Source organism: Nocardiopsis eucommiae (assembly GCF_965344335.1).
Classification (GTDB): Bacteria; Actinomycetota; Actinomycetes; order Streptosporangiales; family Streptosporangiaceae; genus Nocardiopsis; species Nocardiopsis eucommiae.
Map to the genome: position 1 here is coordinate 92368 of NZ_CBDRIY010000002.1, position 16391 is coordinate 108758.

General features: G+C 67.3%; 17 protein-coding genes. 7 read left to right on the forward strand and 10 right to left on the reverse strand.

Annotated features, from left to right (window positions below):
* Positions 1–26 precede the first annotated feature (26 nt).
* From ACRWK8_RS01915 to ACRWK8_RS01950, 8 genes are all read right to left on the reverse strand, one after another.
* Positions 27–737 carry an urease accessory protein UreF gene (locus ACRWK8_RS01915; protein ID WP_431867938.1) on the reverse strand — a complete coding sequence of 237 codons (711 nt, stop codon included), beginning with the start codon at positions 735–737 and terminating at the stop codon, positions 27–29.
* 8 nt (positions 738–745) lie between these two features.
* On the reverse strand, positions 746–2455 hold the full coding sequence (locus tag ACRWK8_RS01920) for an urease subunit alpha (protein ID WP_378735591.1): 1710 nt from the start codon (positions 2453–2455) through the stop codon (positions 746–748).
* Positions 2452–2961 (reverse strand): urease subunit beta, encoded by a 510-nt coding sequence (ureB, locus tag ACRWK8_RS01925; protein WP_378735589.1) that lies wholly within the window; start codon positions 2959–2961, stop codon positions 2452–2454. Before ureB ends, ACRWK8_RS01920 begins: the two co-directional genes overlap by 4 nt.
* A complete protein-coding gene (locus ACRWK8_RS01930; RefSeq protein ID WP_431867940.1) occupies positions 2958–3332 on the reverse strand; it encodes an urease subunit gamma in 375 nt (124 codons plus the stop codon). Before ACRWK8_RS01930 ends, ureB begins: the two co-directional genes overlap by 4 nt.
* A 572-nt stretch (positions 3333–3904) precedes the next feature.
* Positions 3905–4096: a hypothetical protein gene (locus tag ACRWK8_RS01935; RefSeq protein WP_378735575.1), complete on the reverse strand. Its 192-nt coding sequence runs from the start codon at positions 4094–4096 to the stop codon at positions 3905–3907.
* Complete coding sequence (locus tag ACRWK8_RS01940) at positions 4093–4647, reverse strand: Clp protease N-terminal domain-containing protein (RefSeq protein ID WP_431867943.1); 555 nt, start codon at positions 4645–4647, stop codon at positions 4093–4095. The genes ACRWK8_RS01935 and ACRWK8_RS01940 overlap by 4 nt, the downstream gene beginning before the upstream one ends.
* Positions 4648–4695: 48 nt before the next feature.
* Complete coding sequence (locus ACRWK8_RS01945) at positions 4696–5163, reverse strand: MarR family winged helix-turn-helix transcriptional regulator (protein ID WP_378735567.1); 468 nt, start codon at positions 5161–5163, stop codon at positions 4696–4698.
* A 78-nt stretch (positions 5164–5241) separates the two neighbouring features.
* Positions 5242–6171, reverse strand: a complete 930-nt coding sequence (locus tag ACRWK8_RS01950; protein WP_378735565.1) for a DUF5996 family protein — start codon at positions 6169–6171, stop codon at positions 5242–5244.
* A 138-nt stretch (positions 6172–6309) separates the two neighbouring features.
* On the opposite strand from ACRWK8_RS01950, the gene ACRWK8_RS01955 reads away from it, so the two are divergent.
* Together ACRWK8_RS01955 and ACRWK8_RS01960 are read left to right on the forward strand one after the other, a co-directional pair.
* Positions 6310–6954, forward strand: a complete 645-nt coding sequence (locus ACRWK8_RS01955) for a hydrolase (RefSeq protein ID WP_431867945.1) — start codon at positions 6310–6312, stop codon at positions 6952–6954.
* Positions 6955–6968: 14 nt separating this feature from the next.
* Positions 6969–7277: a GNAT family N-acetyltransferase gene (locus tag ACRWK8_RS01960; RefSeq protein WP_378735561.1), complete on the forward strand. Its 309-nt coding sequence runs from the start codon at positions 6969–6971 to the stop codon at positions 7275–7277.
* A gap of 230 nt (positions 7278–7507) precedes the next feature.
* On the opposite strand, the gene ACRWK8_RS01965 is transcribed toward ACRWK8_RS01960, so the two are convergent.
* The gene (locus ACRWK8_RS01965; RefSeq protein WP_378735559.1) at positions 7508–8080 is read right to left on the reverse strand and encodes a TetR/AcrR family transcriptional regulator; all 573 of its coding nucleotides are present in this window, start codon (positions 8078–8080) and stop codon (positions 7508–7510) included.
* 84 nt (positions 8081–8164) lie between these two features.
* Between ACRWK8_RS01965 and ACRWK8_RS01970 the strand changes: the two genes are divergently transcribed.
* The 3 genes from ACRWK8_RS01970 (at position 8165) to ACRWK8_RS01980 (ending at position 11235) form a co-directional block, all read left to right on the forward strand.
* The gene (locus ACRWK8_RS01970) at positions 8165–9112 is read left to right on the forward strand and encodes an SDR family NAD(P)-dependent oxidoreductase (RefSeq protein WP_431867948.1); all 948 of its coding nucleotides are present in this window, start codon (positions 8165–8167) and stop codon (positions 9110–9112) included.
* A gap of 293 nt (positions 9113–9405) precedes the next feature.
* Positions 9406–9609: a cold-shock protein gene (locus tag ACRWK8_RS01975; protein WP_378735555.1), complete on the forward strand. Its 204-nt coding sequence runs from the start codon at positions 9406–9408 to the stop codon at positions 9607–9609.
* Between the two features lie 234 nt (positions 9610–9843).
* Positions 9844–11235: a DEAD/DEAH box helicase gene (locus ACRWK8_RS01980; RefSeq protein WP_431867950.1), complete on the forward strand. Its 1392-nt coding sequence runs from the start codon at positions 9844–9846 to the stop codon at positions 11233–11235.
* 76 nt (positions 11236–11311) lie between these two features.
* Here the strand turns inward: ACRWK8_RS01980 and ACRWK8_RS01985 are convergent, their stop codons facing one another.
* A complete protein-coding gene (locus ACRWK8_RS01985) occupies positions 11312–12208 on the reverse strand; it encodes an SDR family NAD(P)-dependent oxidoreductase (RefSeq protein WP_378735550.1) in 897 nt (298 codons plus the stop codon).
* 267 nt (positions 12209–12475) lie between these two features.
* Here ACRWK8_RS01985 and ACRWK8_RS01990 point away from each other — a divergent pair, with 267 nt between their 5' ends.
* Both ACRWK8_RS01990 and ACRWK8_RS01995 read left to right on the forward strand, forming a co-directional pair.
* The gene (locus tag ACRWK8_RS01990; protein WP_431867953.1) at positions 12476–13348 is read left to right on the forward strand and encodes a helix-turn-helix domain-containing protein; all 873 of its coding nucleotides are present in this window, start codon (positions 12476–12478) and stop codon (positions 13346–13348) included.
* Between the two features lie 780 nt (positions 13349–14128).
* On the forward strand, positions 14129–16351 hold the full coding sequence (locus tag ACRWK8_RS01995; protein ID WP_431867955.1) for an nSTAND3 domain-containing NTPase: 2223 nt from the start codon (positions 14129–14131) through the stop codon (positions 16349–16351).
* Positions 16352–16391 lie beyond the last annotated feature (40 nt).

Sequence of the window (16391 nt, forward strand, 5' to 3'; positions counted from 1 at the left end):
CTGCGGCCGCGTTGGCTTCGGTCTGCTCAGGCAACGAAGATCCTCCTGGTCTTGAGTTGGTGTTCGAGGGACCACCCCTCGATCTGGGGTGCGGTACGGGCCGGGAGGTCGTCGGTCCCCCGGACCGCGAGCGCCTCCGCGACGGTCGCGGAGATCACCCCCTCGGCTCCGAGCACCCAACCGGCCGCGTCCACCGGGTCGACGGGTGCGAGTTTGAGCGCGGCGGAGGCGACCGTCTGGGCGTCGTCGTACAGGCTCACCCGGGCGACCTCCGCCTCGTCCGCGCCCATGACGGCGGCCACCGCTCCGAGCGCGATCGGCCGTTGCGGGGCCCGGCCCAGCGTGCGCAGCGCCTTGACCGCCGGGTGCTCGGGCCACAGGCGGTCCGCGAGGCGGACCAGCCCCCGGCCGAGCAGCCCCGAGATGTCCCGGAGCGGCGCGCTCGGTGAGCGGGCCAGCAGCGCCTCGTGCGCGTCGGCCAGGGCTCCGGTGTCCACGCCGACGCCCTCGGTCCCGTCCACGGCCGAGGCGGTGACGCCCCCGACCGCCCGGTGGGCGAGGACGGCGGCGGCCGCCTCCACCAGGCCCACCGTGCGTGTGCGGGCCGCGATGTACTCGGGGACGCGGTGCGGCGGGAGGCCGTCCAGCAGGGCGGGTTCGAGCCCGGCCGAGTAGGTGTGGCCGCCCACCGGCAGCCGGGCGTCGGCCAGCAGGAGTGTGCCCAGTCCAGTGCTCACACGGCGGCCTAGAACATCGAGTACCGCTGTGCGAGCGGTACCACGTCCACCGGCTGGGGCTTCACGAACTCACCGTTGATGCTGATCGCGAACGTCTCCGGGTCCACGTCGATCTTCGGCAGCGCGTTGTTGTTCGGCATGTCCGCCTTGGTGACGTCCCGGGTGGGGCGCACGCCCACCAGCCTGCGCTGGAGCCCCAGCCGCTCGGCCAGACCGTCCTCGATCGCCATCGGGGACACGAAGCTCACCGCCAGGTCCGCCGCCGACGTCGGCTGCGCGGCCAGGGTCGGGCGCAGCAGCACCGGCTGCGGCAGGGGGACCGCTCCGTTGGGGTCGCCCAGAGGAGCCGCGACGATCGCGCCCGACTTGATCACCGCCGACGGCCGGATACCGAAGAACGCCGGGTCCCACAGCACCAGGTCGGCCATCTTCCCGGGCTCGACGGAACCGATCACGTGGTCGACGCCGTGGGCCACCGCGGGACAGATGGTGTACTTCGCGACGTACCGGCGGGCACGGGCGTTGTCGGCGGGCAGGTCCGAGGAGAGCCGCCCGTACCTGTTCTTCATCACGTGAGCCACCTGCCACGTGCGGCAGATCAGCTCACCGATGCGGCCCATCGCCTGCGCGTCCGTGGAGGTGATCGCGATCGCGCCCATGTCGAGCAGGACGTCCTCGGCCGCCATCGTGGTGGCGCGGATACGCGAGTCGGCGAAGGCCAGGTCCTCCTGGACACGCGGGTTCAGGTGGTGCACCACCATGAGCATGTCCATGTGCTCGGCCACGGTGTTCACCGTGAACGGCAGGGTCGGGTTGGTGGAGGCGGGCAGGACGTTCGACTCACCGGCGGTGATGATGATGTCCGGTGCGTGGCCGCCGCCCGCGCCCTCGGAGTGGAACACGTGGATGCCGCGACCGGCGATCGCCTCCAGTGTGTGCTGGACGTAGCCGGTCTCGTTGAGGGAGTCCGCGTGTAGCGCCACCTGGAGACCGAACTCGTCGGCGCCGCGCAGGGCCGCGTCGATCGCCGCAGGGGTCGCGCCCCAGTCCTCGTGGACCTTGTAGCCGCCCGCCCCGGCCAGGGCGTCCTCTTGCAGCGCGTCGATGGACACCGTGCTGCCCTTGCTGAACAGCAGGACGTTGAGCGGGAACGTGTCCAGGGCGCGGTGCATCATCCGCAGCGCGTGCGCGCCCGGGGTGACCGTCGTGGCCTTGGAACCCTCCGTGGGGCCGGTGCCGCCGCCGATCACCGTGGTCGTGCCGGTGGTCAACGCCTCGCGTATCTCGATCTCGCTGAGGAAGTGCACGTGGGTGTCGATCGCGCCGGCGGTGAGGATCTTGCCCTCACCGGCGATGACGTCGGTGCCGGGACCGATCAGCAGGTCGGGGTGCACGCCGTCCATGACGTCCGGGTTGCCGGCCTTGCCGATGGCCACGATGTCGCCGTCGCGGATGCCGACGTCGCCCCGGACGATCCCCCAGTGGTCCATGACGACCACGTTGGTGATCACCAGGTCGAGGGCGCCCTCGGAGCGCAGGGTCATGCCCTGGCCCATCGACTCGCGGATGCTCTTGCCGCCGCCGAAGACGACCTCGTCACCGCCGACGGTGCGGTCCTCCTCGACCTCGATCCACAGGTCGGTGTCGCCCAGGCGGATCTGGTCCCCGACCGTGGGTCCGTACAGCTGCGCGTACTCACGGTGGTCGATGCGGCTCACGGTTGCTGCTCCTCAGTGTCCTCTGTCGCGTCCTGGTCCCCCGGCAGGACCTCGGTGGGTACCACCTCGGCCGGGTCGCCGTCGTGCGCGTCGACCTCGCCGACGCGCATCGTCGTACCGGAGGCGCGCTCCGGTTCGGGGACCTCGACGCCGGGGGTGCCGAACGGGACCACCGTCCGCGGCACGCGTTCGCCGGTCCTGGGCTCCTTGCTCAGGTCCTCGATCTGGAGGCCCGGAACGTACCGTCGGCCGCCGAGGGCGACCAGTTCGACGGTGCGGCTCACACCGGGTTCCAGGCGGACCGAGGTGCCCGCGGGAACGTCCAGCCGGAACCCCTGGCACGCCTCGCGGTCGAAGCGCAGCGCGGGGTTGGCGTCCGGGAAGTGCAGGTGGGAGCCGATCTGGATGGCTCGGTCACCGGCGTTGACGACGACGAGGGACAACCGTTCGCGGTCGGCGTTCAGGTCCAGGGGCACGGAGCGGGTACGAATCTCACCGGGGATCATGGGGTCGCTCCGGGGACGGGACGGGTCGGCTCCGGGGACGGGACGCCACCGGCGACGAGATGGGGACGCGCCTGGATCGGCTCCGTGATGGTGACCAGCTTGCGTCCGTCAGGGAACGTGGCCTCGACCTGGAGGTTCGGGATCATCTCGGGAACCCCGTCCATGACCTCCTCACGGGAGAGCACGGTGCGCCCCTCCTGCATGAGCTCGGCCACTCTGGCTCCTTCACGAGCCCGCTCGATCACCCAGCAGGACAGCAGCGCTACCGATTCCGGTTGGTTGAGCTTGACGCCCCTGGACCGCCGGTCCCGGGCGATCATGCCCGCGACGGCCAGGAGAAGCTTCTCGGTATCGGAGGGAAGTAGATGCATGAACCACCTCTCAACGATTCGTTATGGGTTTGGTAGCAACACCAACCCATCTAGGTTTTAGCACGTGAGAGCCGTGTGGCAAGTCCCCACGAGCGCCGGGGAGGCTTTCGCGGGCCCTCACTCCGACCCCGGAAGCACTGTCGGACAAGGGGAAACACCCCCCGCACCATGTGCGACAAACGCTGGTACATTTTTTGGTGAGACACCCCCTCCGCCCCGCTCTGACGGAGTGTTCGCGCAGCCTTCGAGGAGACTTCTTCTCGGAGGCGCCGACGGGGTCGTTCGGCGTCCCCTCCGCCGACTCCGTCGTCAGCGGTAGCGCCCCGCGTGTCATGACGCCGCCTCGAGCCGCCGAGTCACGCCGTGGTTGGAACCGGCCGCTCCGGAGCCGCCGGGGGTTCGTTCGTGCCGTGGTGGGCCCTTCGGGAGAACACACGACAGGACCCCGATTTCACGCGGATCAAGACGTCGTTTCCCGCGCGTGAAGAAACCCCGGCTCGGATTTCGGGGAATCCGCACCGGGGCGGGTCATATTCGGGTTCCCGACGCCACCGCGCCGGAAGGTCCCTCCCTCACCGCCGCCGGAGCACCAGGAGGTAGATCAGGACCGAGACCCCCATCATCACCCCGCCACCCAGCATGTTCGTCGGGTCCGGATCGCCCGTGAGCGGCGTGGCGGACACCAGGATCAGCAGGCCGCCGAGGAAGAGCAGCACGCAGGCGATCACCAGCTTCAGGCGGCCCTCGGGGTCGAGTCCGCTCACGGGGACTCCGGGGCGGAGTCGGGGGAGGGCGCTTCGGTGGCCGGGTTCGTGACGGGCGGCCCCGGCTCGGCGGCCTCCCGCGTCATGGCGGCGATCAGGTCCTCGACCTCTCCTCGCACCCGTTCGGGTGCGATCCCGAGGTTCCGCAGCAGGCCGGGAACGGTCGCGCGGTCCCGGTAGAGGACCCCGAGGAGCAGGTGTTCCGTGCCCAGGTGGCCGTGCCCGTGCCGGGCCGAGGCGTGGAAGGAGTACCTCAGCGCCGCGCGGGTCTCCCGGGAGAAGGGCAGCCCGTCGTCCACGGGCCGCTTCCTCGCGGGGATGGTCCTGAGGACCTCCGCCTCGGCCGCCTCGTAGCCGACCCCGAGCCCGCCCAGGGCCCGGGCCGCCAGGTCCTCCTCCTCGCGAAGCAGACCGAGCAGCAGGTGCTCGGGGCCCATCCGCCTGTGGTGGAGCCGCGTGCCCTCTTCCTGGGCGTGGACGACCACGCGCTTCGCGGCGTCGGTGAACATGTCGAACACGGTCGGATTCCCGGCTTCGGTGGGGGATGACATCCCTCATCATCGCGCGGGGCGCGGATCAGCGACGACCCGGGGGTCGGCTCAGTCGGGCTGCTTCTCCATGTGGTCCGAGACGCGCTGGCTGAGCCGGGCGAACGTGCTGAGCTGGTTCGGAGTGAGGGCGTCGACGAACAGACGGCGCACGTGCTCGACGTGGAGGGGCGCCGCCTCCTCGATCGCCGCGTGACCGGCCGGGGTCACGACGATGAACGCTCCGCGAGCGTCGTCGGGGCACTCCTCCCTGGCCACCAGACCACGCTTCGTCATCCGCCTCACCTGGTGGGAGATGCGGCTCTTCTCCCAGTTCAGGAGTTTGGCCAGTTCCAGGAAACGCATCTTCCCGTCACTGGTGCCGGTGAGGTTGACGAGGATCATGTAGTCGGAGGCGGACATCCCGGAGTCGGCCTGGAGGAGACGGGAGAGTCGCCCGATGAGCGTCTCCTGCATGTGAATGAAGCCGTCCCACGCGGCCTTCTCCTCCGCGTCCAGCCAACGTGGTGTCTCGTCCATGGACGCAGCGTAACAAGGAAGTTGACGTCTCACCCACCTGCGGGCGGCGGAGGAGTGGCCCTCCGCCGCCCGGTCTGTTCAGGCCCCGGCCCACCGGAGGGGGTCGTCCTCCAGGGCGGCCCGGTCCCAGCGCCCGGGGTTCGCGGCGGCCTCGTAGGTGGTGCGGAGGAACTCGGCGACCGCCCGGTCGGGGTCGGGGGCGGCCCGGGCCACCTCGTAGGGCAGCAGGAACTGCTGGAACTCGGCGCTGTAGTAGGCGCCCTCGGGGCCGACCGGCTGGTCGGCGAAGCCCTCGGGGGCGGGGTAGGCGTACGAGTAGAAGGCGCCCTCCTCGCCGCCACCGGGCCAGAACCCGCAGCTGGACAGTTCCCGGGAGTAGCCCTCGACCATGACCCAGTCCCCGCAGTTGGGGGCCCCGCCCGGGTGCGGGGGAGCCGACCGGCCGGAGAAGCGGGTGCAGGCGAGATCCATCCCTCCCCAGAAGAAGTGCACCGGGCTGACCTTCCCGACGAAGTGCGACCGGAACTCACCGATCACCCGGTTCGCCTGGAGGAGCTGACGCCAGAAGAGGGTGGCCGCCTCGGCGTCGTAGGAGGCGTGCTCGTGGTCCTCGGCGAAGGGGATCGCCGGGTCGACCTCGTTGGGACGCGGCCGGATCGGCGCCTCGATCCCGAGCCGTCCGAGCACGTCCAGGATCCGGGCGTAGAACTCGGCGACCGTCATCGGACGCAGCGGGAAGCCCCCCGTCCCGCCGTCGCTGCCGCGGACCTCCAGCCGGTGGCCGACGAGGTCGAACTCGATCTCGAAGGCCCCGTCGCCGTACGGGACCGCCGACGTCGTCAGTCCGCGCGGGCTGACGTAGAAGGTCACCTGCCACCAGTGGTTGACCAGGGGAGCGTGGGCCATGCGGATCTTGCCCACGATCTGGGTCCACATGTGCAGGGTGTCCCGGGTGGGGGTCCAGTCCGACACCCGCAGGGCGGGCCAGTTCCGTGATGTGAGGGTCATCGTCTCTCGCTTCCGTCGCGACACCACCGGAGGTTGGTGCACCAACCTCCTGGTCGAGGATCATAGTTGACTCATCAACCAATGCTGCTAATTTGGATGACGCGTCAACTACACACCCATCGTGGAGAGGGACCCCCCGTGAGCACCACCCCCAAGAACGGGCTCCAGGCACTGCTGACCCCGGAGGAGAGCGTTCTCCTCCTGATCGACCACCAGCCGTTCCAGTTCGCCAACCTGAACAGCCACGAGCCGTCGATGGTCGTCAACAACGCCGTCGCCCTGGGCAGGGCCGCCAGGGCGTTCGACGTCCCGACCGTCCTGACCACCGTGCTGGAGGAGCGCGGCGGACACCTCATCCAGGGGCTGCGGGACGTGTTCCCGGAGCAGAAGCCGATCGACCGCACCTTCATCAACACCTGGCAGGACGAGCGCGTCGTCGACGCCGTGAAGGCGACCGGCCGGAAGAAGCTGGTCATCGCCGGTCTCTGGACGGAGATCTGCGTGGCGATGCCCGCGATCCAGGCGGCGGGCGAGGGCTACGAGGTCTTCGCGGTCACCGACGCGTCCGGCGGTGCCTCGGCGGAGGCCCACGACATGGCCGTGCGGCGGATGGTCCAGGCCGGCGTGGTGCCGATCACCTGGCTGGCGGTGGCGGGCGAGTGGCAGCGCGACTGGGCCCGTGAGGAGACCGTGTCGGCCATGACCGGGGTCCTGGAGCAGCACGGTGGTGCCACCGGTGTCGCCTTCGCCTGGGAGACGCAGCTGTTGAACTCCCGCGCCTGACACAAGGAGGACCCATGGCGGTCGAAGTGAACGACGTCCCCGAAGCGAAGCGCTACGAGGCCCGCGTCGACGGAGAAACGAAGGTCGCGGGCATCGCGGGGTACATCCGCACGGCGGAGCTCGTCGCGTTCGTGCACACCGAGGTGGCCCCGGAGTACGAGGGTCGTGGGGTCGGGTCCGCGCTGGTCCGCGCCGCGCTCGACGAGGCCCGCTCCGCGCGCCTGCGGGTGCTGGCGACCTGCCCCTTCTTCGCGGGGTGGATCGCGCGTCACCCCGAGTACCAGGACCTGCTCTACCAGTCCCGGAGCCGGGTCAGCGACTGAGCCGCACCGCACCGGAAGCCGCCCGAACCGCCTGCACGGTCCGGGCGGCCTCCGCCGTCCGGTCCGGCGCCAGCGACCCCACCGACCGGGGCGCCTGAGGAGCGACGGGGACCGCACGGCCCGCCGTCGAAGGCTCCGACCCCTTCCCTCACACGTCCGCCGATCCACCGGAGCGACGGCCGTTCGTCGCTGCCGCGTCCGGAAGCGGGCCCCGGCGCGCGGACGGAGCCTCAGCGCGTGGACGTCGCCCCGGTGGCGGGCGAGGCGGTCGGCCGCAGACCCGCGACGAGGGTGTCCACGAAGACGTCGCGGTCCTCCGGGCCCCCCAGCCGGATGGCGTGCTCGATCCCGCAGACCAGACGCTCGACCTGGGCCGTGGTCAGGTCCCCACGGAGCGCACCGCTCCCCTGCGCCCTCTGGAGAAGCCCCTCGAGCTCCCCGAAGATCGAGGCCTTGAGCGCCGCCACCTCCTCGCTCACGTCCTCGTTGGCGAGGAGGACCGCCTGGAGACCGCCCGCCTCCAGGTGCAGGTCGACCACGGCACGCAGGGCCACCTCGAACCCCCGACCCGGATCCGGGTCGGCGCAGGCCTGAGCCGTCAGCGCTCGCAGTCGGCCCAACGTCTCCACGGTGAGCTCCTCGACGAGGGCGTGGGACGTGGGGAAGTGACGGTAGACGGTCCCGACCCCGACCCCCGCCTCACGGGCGATCTCGTTGAGGCGCAGGTCCTTGGGGTCGCTGCGCCGGGCGACCTCCAGGATGCGCTCCCGGCTCCGGGCGGCGTCAGCGCGCAGTGCGTTCATGAGGGCATCCTACTTGAATCGGATAAGCCATCCGTTTGCTGTTACAGTAAGCGGATAGTTCATCCGATTCAAGGGAGAGGCACCATGGACTGGGACACCGAAGTGCTGCCCGAGCAGCACGGACGCACGCTGGTGGTGACGGGGGCGACCGCGGGCATCGGGTACTTCGCGGCGGAACGACTCGCCGCCGCCGGAGCGCACGTCGTGCTCGCGGGGCGCTCGCCCGAACGCCTGCGCACCGCCGAGGCCGCGATCCGCGAGCAGGCACCGGACGCGAACCTGAGCTCGTTGCTCCTGGACCTCGCCGCACCGGCGTCGACGGCCGCGGTCGTCTCACGACTCGCGGAGTACGAACGTCTGGACGGACTGCTGCTGAACGGCGGGTCCATGGCGCTGCGCGCCGCCGACCGGACCGCCGACGGCCTGTCGACGCTCCTGGCGACCCACGTACGGGCGAACGTGGGCCTTGTGGCGGGGACGCTCCCGCACCTGGAGCGAACCGCGCGAAGGCACGGCGGAACCGCCAGGATCGTGCACACCTCGACGTCGTTCGTGGATCTGCTGCGCGCAGGGGTCCGGGACGTGCGGGCCCGTTCCCGCGTCGGTGTGCGCGCCTACACCCGGAGCAAGGCGGTCACGGAGATGTTCGCCTACGAACTCGACCGGCGGCTGCGGGCCTCGAGTGCGCCGGTGGCCTCCCTGGTCTCCCGCCCGGGGGTCGGCGTGGACGCCCGGACACCGCGCCGCCCGGGCATCCGGGACGAGACGGTCCCCTTCCAGCGCAACCCCTACACGTTGTGGGCCCAGGGCAAGGACGCGGCGGCCTGGTCCGCCCTGCGCGCCCTCACCGACCCACGGGCCCAGGGCGGCGACCTCTACTCCCCCAGCGGCGGTGTGAAGGGGCCGCCGGTCCGCCTGACCCCGAACCCGCTGACCCAGTCGCCCCCTCCGGACACGATGGAGTCGGTGTGGCGCCAGCTGGAGGAGCTCGCCGGGGTCCGGCTGCCGACCGCCGTCCCCGCCCCGGCCTGAGCGGTGGGTCACGACGGGCCGCACCGTCGTGACTCGCGCCGCTCCCGGGGGCGAACGCGCGACGGGGCCCATGAGAACCGGATCGACGACTCCCAGTGCACCCCCTCTTTTCCGCACCACTCTTTCTGACGCCACGTGGCACACCAGATAATCGGGATAATGGAATTTTCTGTGCTACTGTCAGACGAGTTGCAGTAGTGGCCCCATGGAACCTCACTTCCATAGGAGATCACCGCAGTGACGGGAAAATCGTCATCTGCGGTTTTCTTCATTGTCGAGCGAGAGGTGCCATCATGGCCACCGGTACAGTCAAGTGGTTCAACGGCGAAAAGGGCTTCGGCTTCATCGAGCAGGACGGTGGCGGCCCCGACGTCTTCGCCCACTACTCGAACATCCAGGCCACGGGCTACCGTGAGCTGTCGGAAGGCCAGTCCGTGCAGTTCGACGCCGTCGCCGGGGCCAAGGGCCCCCAGGCCGAGAACATCACGCTGCGCTAAGCCTGATCCGGGGGAGGCGACTCCCCCCGTGACGGGGTCCGCCCTCCAGGAGCCGGACCCCGTCTTTTTGTTTTCCCGCGCCCGGTTTCACGCGCGCCGATTCTCAAACCATCTCCACTCGCCCCGGAAATCCTCCAGTCGGGCGTACAGATTTCATTCATCCGGTGTCACCGGTTTTCTCTGTGAGGCCGTGAGGCCTCCCGCCCGGCGAACTCCGACGGCGAAAGGCCATTCATGAGCCATCCCCACCCCACCACTGACCGTGCCCGACCGGCACGGAGTTACGGTCGACAGCGTCCCGGCGGCTCCGCCCGCCCTCGCAACGCGGGCCCCTCCGGTGAGTTCGCGCTCCCCGTCACCGTCACCCCGGCCCTGCCGCCCGTGGACTCCTTCGAGGCACTGGACATGCCCTCGGCCCTGAAGCGGACCCTGGCCCGCCAAGGGCTGACGACCCCGTCCGACATCCAGGCGGCGACCCTGCCCAACTCCCTGGCCGGACGCGACGTGCTGGGCCGTAGCCGGACGGGTTCCGGCAAGACCCTGGCCTTCGGCCTGCCCCTGCTCGCCAGCCTCGACGGTCGCAGCGCGGAACCGCGGCGCCCCCTGGCCGTGGTCCTGGCCCCCACCCGGGAGCTGGCCCAGCAGGTCGCCGGATCCCTGGAGCCCTACGCGCGTTCGGTGGGGGTGCGCACCACCACCGTCGTGGGCGGCATGCCCCTCCACCGGCAGGCGCGTTCCCTTCAGCAGGGGAGCCACCTGGTCGTGGCCACCCCGGGACGGCTGCGCGACCTGATGGAGCGCGGCGACTGCGTGCTGGACCGGGTGGAGACCACCGTCCTGGACGAGGCCGACCAGATGACCGACATGGGCTTCATGCCCCAGGTGACCGCGATCCTCCAGGTGGTACCGAAGAGTGGGCGGCGCATGCTGTTCTCCGCCACCCTGGACCGGAACGTCGACCAGCTGGTCCGCCGGTTCCTGGAGGACCCGGTGGTCCACTCGGTCGACCTGTCCGAGGGCGCCGTGTCCACCATGGAGCACCACGTCGTGCACGTCTCCCCCGGTGAGAAGAGGTCGGTCGCCACCAGGATCGCCGCTCGACAGGGCCGGGTGATCATGTTCCTCGACACCAAGCGCGCGGTGGACCGGATGGCCGCACACCTGCTCGCCAACGGAGTGCTCGCCGCGCCCCTGCACGGCGGACGCACCCAACCCCAACGCACCCGCACCCTCGACCAGTTCAAGCGGGGCGACGTCACGGCACTGATCGCGACCAACGTCGCGGCACGCGGTATCCACGTGGACGGCCTGGACCTGGTCGTGAACATCGACCCGCCCACCGACCACAAGGACTACCTGCACCGGGGCGGGCGCACCGCCCGGGCCGGCGAGTCCGGCAACGTGGTCACCCTGGTGATGCCCGCCCAGCGCCGCGACATGACCCGTCTGGTCGGCAGGGCACGGATCGAACCGCGCACCCTGGGCGCCGGAGCGGACACCCCGGAGCTGGCCGAGGTGACCGGGGCGCGCGAACCCTCGGGCCTGCCGGTGACCGTGCGGTCCACCGTGCCGCAGGAGCGCGCACGCGCGCAGACGCCCCGTGGACGACGGCGCCCGCGCCGCTGAGCCCGGGCCCCTCCCGTCACCCGGCCTCTCTCGGAGGGAACGGGAGAACCGCCCGGAGGCATCGGCCGGTGTGGGGTCAGCTCGGCCGGTCGAGCGCGAAGGAGAACTCCGGACCGACGATCCGGACCGTGGCGTCCCACAGGGCCGCGGCCGACTCCGGCTCGCGCGCGGACCGTGAGGCCCTGCGCACCTTCGGATAGCCCCGGACGCTGGCGATCCCGTCGGGGCCGACGTAGGCGTTGCCGCCGACCTCCTGTGTCGCGGCGAACAGGGTGGGGAGCCCGCCGTGCTCGGCGTCGTTCAGCAGGGGCCGCGCCAGACCGTTGAGCCAGCCCGCCACACCACCGACGTGGCTGACCAGGTTCGTCCTGGCGATCCCCGGATGCGCGACGACCGACCGCACGGGGCTGCCGACGGCGTCGAGCCTGCGCTGCAACTCGTGGGAGAACAGCAGGAGGCCGAGCTTGGAGTCGCAGTAGGCCTTCCAGGGGTCGTATTCGCGCTTCTGCCAGTTGAGGTCGTCGGGGCGGACGGTACCCAACCGGTGCAGCTGCGACGCCACGTGGACGACGCGGTCCGTGACGTGCGGGAGCAGCGCGTTCGTGAGCGCGAACGGGCCGAAGTAGTTCGTGGCCGTCTGGCTCTCCAGACCCTCGTGGGTGCTCGCGTAGGGCACCATCATGACCCCGGCGTTGTTGATCAGGACGTCGAGGGGGCCGGTCCAGGAGTCGGCGAACGCCCGGACGGACTCCAGACTCGCGACGTCGAGCCGCCGCACGTCGATCCGGCCGCGGCCGCGGCCGAAGGTGTCGGCCACCCGCGCGCCCTTGGCCGGGTCGCGCACGGCCATGACGACATCGGCTCCGGCAAGGGCGAGTTCGCGCGTCGCGACCAGGCCGATCCCGCCGGTGGCGCCAGTGATGACGAAGGTCCTGCCGGTCAGGTCGGGGAGATGCGCCGCTGTCCACTTCACACTCATGTCCTCGTCTGCTCTCTGGTTCGGGGAACGGCGGGACCGCGTCCGCGAGGGTGGTTCCCGAGGGCCGACCTCCTCGCGCTGGGCGACGCGAGATCCGACCTGGCCACAGCCGGTTTCGGAAGCGTCCGGAAACGACGACGCGGCCGCCGGTGGTGTTCACTCAGGAAACCTAGGGTCGTGGCGGGGGCACATCCAGGACATGTGGAACCGTGCCCTGGCAGGGCCTGGATACGGGTGGCGCGGCGGAGGAGAGTGTCTCCCATGGAGAGAACTGGGCTGGCCGAGTTCCTGCGGTCGCGCCGGGAGAGCCTGCGCCCGGAGGACGTGGGCGTGGTCGCCGGCGCGCGCAGGCGGGTGCGGGGACTGCGACGCGAGGAGGTCGCGCAGCTGGCCGCGATGTCGGTCGACTACTACAGCCGCCTGGAGCGCGGCAGCGGCAGTGAGCCGAGCACGTCGATGCTGGACGCCCTGGCACGCGTGTTCCGCCTGAGCCTGGACGAGCGGGACCACCTGTACCGGTTGGCCGGGCACAACGCCCCGGACCGGGTCTCCGGAACCTCGCACGTCTCACCCGCTCTTCTGCGGGTCCTGGACAACCTCTCCGCGACCCCTGCCTTCGTCGTCTCCGACATCGCCGAGCCCCTGGCGCAGAACTCGCTGGCGGTGGCGCTCTTCGGGGACTGGAGTCGGTTCTCGGGCGACGACCGCAGCGGTATCCACCGCTGGTTCACGCGACCCGACAGCGAACGGGCCGTGTACCCGCCCGAGGACCGGGAGCGCCAGGGCCGCTCACTCGTGGCCTCCCTGCGCATCGCCGTCACTCGTCGGGGAGCGAACTCCGCCGCCGCCCGCCTCGCCCGCGAACTCGAACGGAGCAGCCCGGAGTTCGCGCGGCTGTGGGCGGACCATGACGTGGCCCACCGGTTCGAGGACCACAAGGTCCTCGTCCACCCCGAGGTCGGAACGATCCGCTTCGACTGCCAGGCGCTCTTCAGCGAGGACCAGTCCCAGACGCTCGTCGTGCTGTCGGTTCACCCGCGCGGCGCCGAGGCGGAGAAACTGCGACTGCTCTCGGTGCTCGGCTCCACGCGGTTCACCAGCGTGACCACCGCCGACCGAGACGACGAACGCTAGTCCGTCGACCCGACACGCGGCCGGTGCCCGACACCCTCGGCCCGGCGGCACCCGCACGAGGCCCCCCGCCCACAAAAGAAGCCGCCCGAGCTGCGTGAGCGGTTCGGGCACGGGGTACGGGACAACACAAGACGATGCCCGTACCTGTCTCCAGGTCCGGGCATCGTCTCCACTGTCTCAAGGTGGTGCACTCGGGAGGACTCGAACCCCCAACCTTCTGATCTCCCGGGGGCGAGCGTCGACCTGTCGACAAGCCGACAGATCCGCTTGTGACCTGGGCGTGAGCCCCGGCGGCTTCCCACTGCTTCCGGCGGCTCCCCGGAGTCATCTGCACTGAATCTGCATCGCGGCGGACGGTGCCCTCTGCTCCTGGCGCTCACGCTTCTTCGCAGTTTCGGGCGGAGGCGAAGCAGGGAGACCCCAGCGGCGCCGCGCCGGGCTGCCTTTCCCCCGCCAAGCTCCATCAGCCACAGAGCGCCAGCAACCACACTTCTCGGCCGAGGTGCCCGATAGCGACAGGGACAGCGGCCCAAGACAGCCCTGTCCGCTATCGGGTGCCTCGGAACCCCGCACGTCATCAGCCGATTGTCTCGGAACGGCAACCGTTGGTCGCTAGCCGACGTCAGTATGGCAAGCAGCACGGCCTTCGGCCGCGCTCGGGACCGGGCGTCAGCCCGCAGCCCGAGCAGCGGCCAGAGGCCGCCGCGACGGCGCTCGCGCCGTCGCCTTGATCCCATACAGCCCAACTCGGCAAAGAACACAGAAGAAACGAGAGAAGAAATGGATCATTTCGACCTGGGAAGGTTGACTGATTTTGACTTTGAGGTCCTTTGCCAGGACATTCTGCAAGAGACCCTCTCTCTGCCCTTTGAGATATTCACACCTGGACCTGACGGTGGAATAGACTTGCGGTACTTTTTCAATAAGGAAAACAAAATAATAGCACAATGCAAGCATTGGCCAAAGAGCACGAGGGGGACATTAATCAGCAAGCTCAAGAAGGAGGAGCTGCCAAAGGTACGTGCACAAGACCCCGATCGCTATATTTTGATCACGACATGCCCACTGACCCCAGGTTCCAAAGATAAAATTATGGAAGCATTCGATCCCTATATAAAAAACCCATCCGACATAATCGGCCTGAGTGAGATAGTTTCTCTCCTTGGAAGGAGGAGTGATATTGTAAGGCGACATCTTAGGTTGTGGCTGAGTAGTTCTTCAGTGTTTCAGACTTTACTTTCCAAGGGCGTTCTCCTGAGGTCAAGCTTTTTGCGTGAGGAGATTGAAGAGGCAACTCTAACCTACGTAGAGAATCCCAGCCTCCGTCGAGCTCAGGATTTACTTCAAGAAAGAAATGTCTGTATAATTTCTGGACTCCCAGGCATCGGAAAGACTACTCTCTCCCACATTCTTGCGATCCAGGCAATGCAGGAAGGGTACGAAATTATAGAGATATCAGAAAACATAAATGAGGTTTACGATACTTGGGATGAAGAGGCCCCTCAACTCTATCTCTATGATGATTTTTTGGGACAAACTTCTGCCCATGAAAAGCTTGGGAAGAACGAAGATAGCCGAATTCTGAAAACCCTGAGTCGTGTGAGTCGCGCACATAATAAAAAGTTTGTCCTGACAACAAGAGACTATATCCTTGAACAGGCAAAACTTCAGTATGAGCCAGTGGCGCGGTTTGATTTTGATCCTTGGAAGAGCTTGGTCAATCTAGCTGACTACGCCCCATCTATCCGGGCCAAAATCCTCTACAATCATGTCTACTTTTCAAGTTTGGACCTGGCAGGAAAAAGGCAATTTTCAGAAAGGGAATCCTATCTAAGAATTATCAATCATCGCGGGTTCAACCCACGACTGGTAACTACCGCGATTGACCTTTTTCGTTTGACCTCACTTGATCCACACGTGACTCCGGCAAAGTTCGTTCTTGAAAACCTGGAGAACCCGACGCGATTGTGGGAACATATTGTCGCCGAGCAATTAGACGAGGCAAGCGTACACCTTCTGGAGATCATGCTAACTATTCAACCTTGCCTCCTTAATATGCTAAAGGATGCCTACTTTAGATACCGGTCCGTCCTGGGAGCTACTTCCTCACCTTTAGATTTTAGAAGGTCGCTTAAAGTCCTTGAAAACTCCATGGTGACTATTGGCCAGGACCGTGGGAGAGAAAGCACGGTTGCGTATCATAACCCTTCGATTCGAGATTACATGGGGGCACGAATCCGTGGGGAACGTCAGATTTTAGTAAATCTAGTAAAATCCGCCTCCACGCTGCGCGAGTATGCAAATGTACGCGTCCTGATAGAGACGCCAGAAGGTCAATCTTTTAAAAACGACAGAGAATTGAAGTCTGCTTGCTTGGAACGCTTGGATCATTTTTCTAATCCGGATAGTTCTGAAGAGGCATCCTATACTGCAATGATCTTGGCTGAGCGAATTAAGCTTTCGGATATTTTCGTAGATCCGGGGATGCTGGAGCACGGCTTGGCGTTACTGGATTCAGGTGAGTACATTGGAAGATGGGACGACCCCGAAAATCTAGTCGAACTAGTAAATGCGATATTTAAGAGCAAACACGATTTCATGGAGAAATATTTAGCAAAAGTGACTTTGGGCGCGACCAAATTCATTGCCGACGACATGAGTGACTGGGATAATGCAACGTACGCAGAGAGCATGCTGCAGCAGATTGTCGCTCCGATTCCCCGGGAAGTGACGGAGTACGTGGATCTCACCATAGCGGAATTGATCGATAGGGCTTTTTCGGAAGCCGAAGATGGCGAGTACGATTACGCTATTCCTGAGATGCTTGAGTATGCTCGGCAAAATGGTATCCACACTTACGATGATGCTGCAGCACGCGGCCTAGCGGAGCAGGTGAGCTCGGATAAAGTGGGTAGCTTCTCAAGATTGAGCTCTGGGGGTGCCTCCAAGAGTTCCGAGGCGGCGCAAATCAACCAAATCTTTAGCACTCTGAGGGATATTTAGAAGCCTCGTTATGTTAAGACGATTGGGTTAATGCATCCGA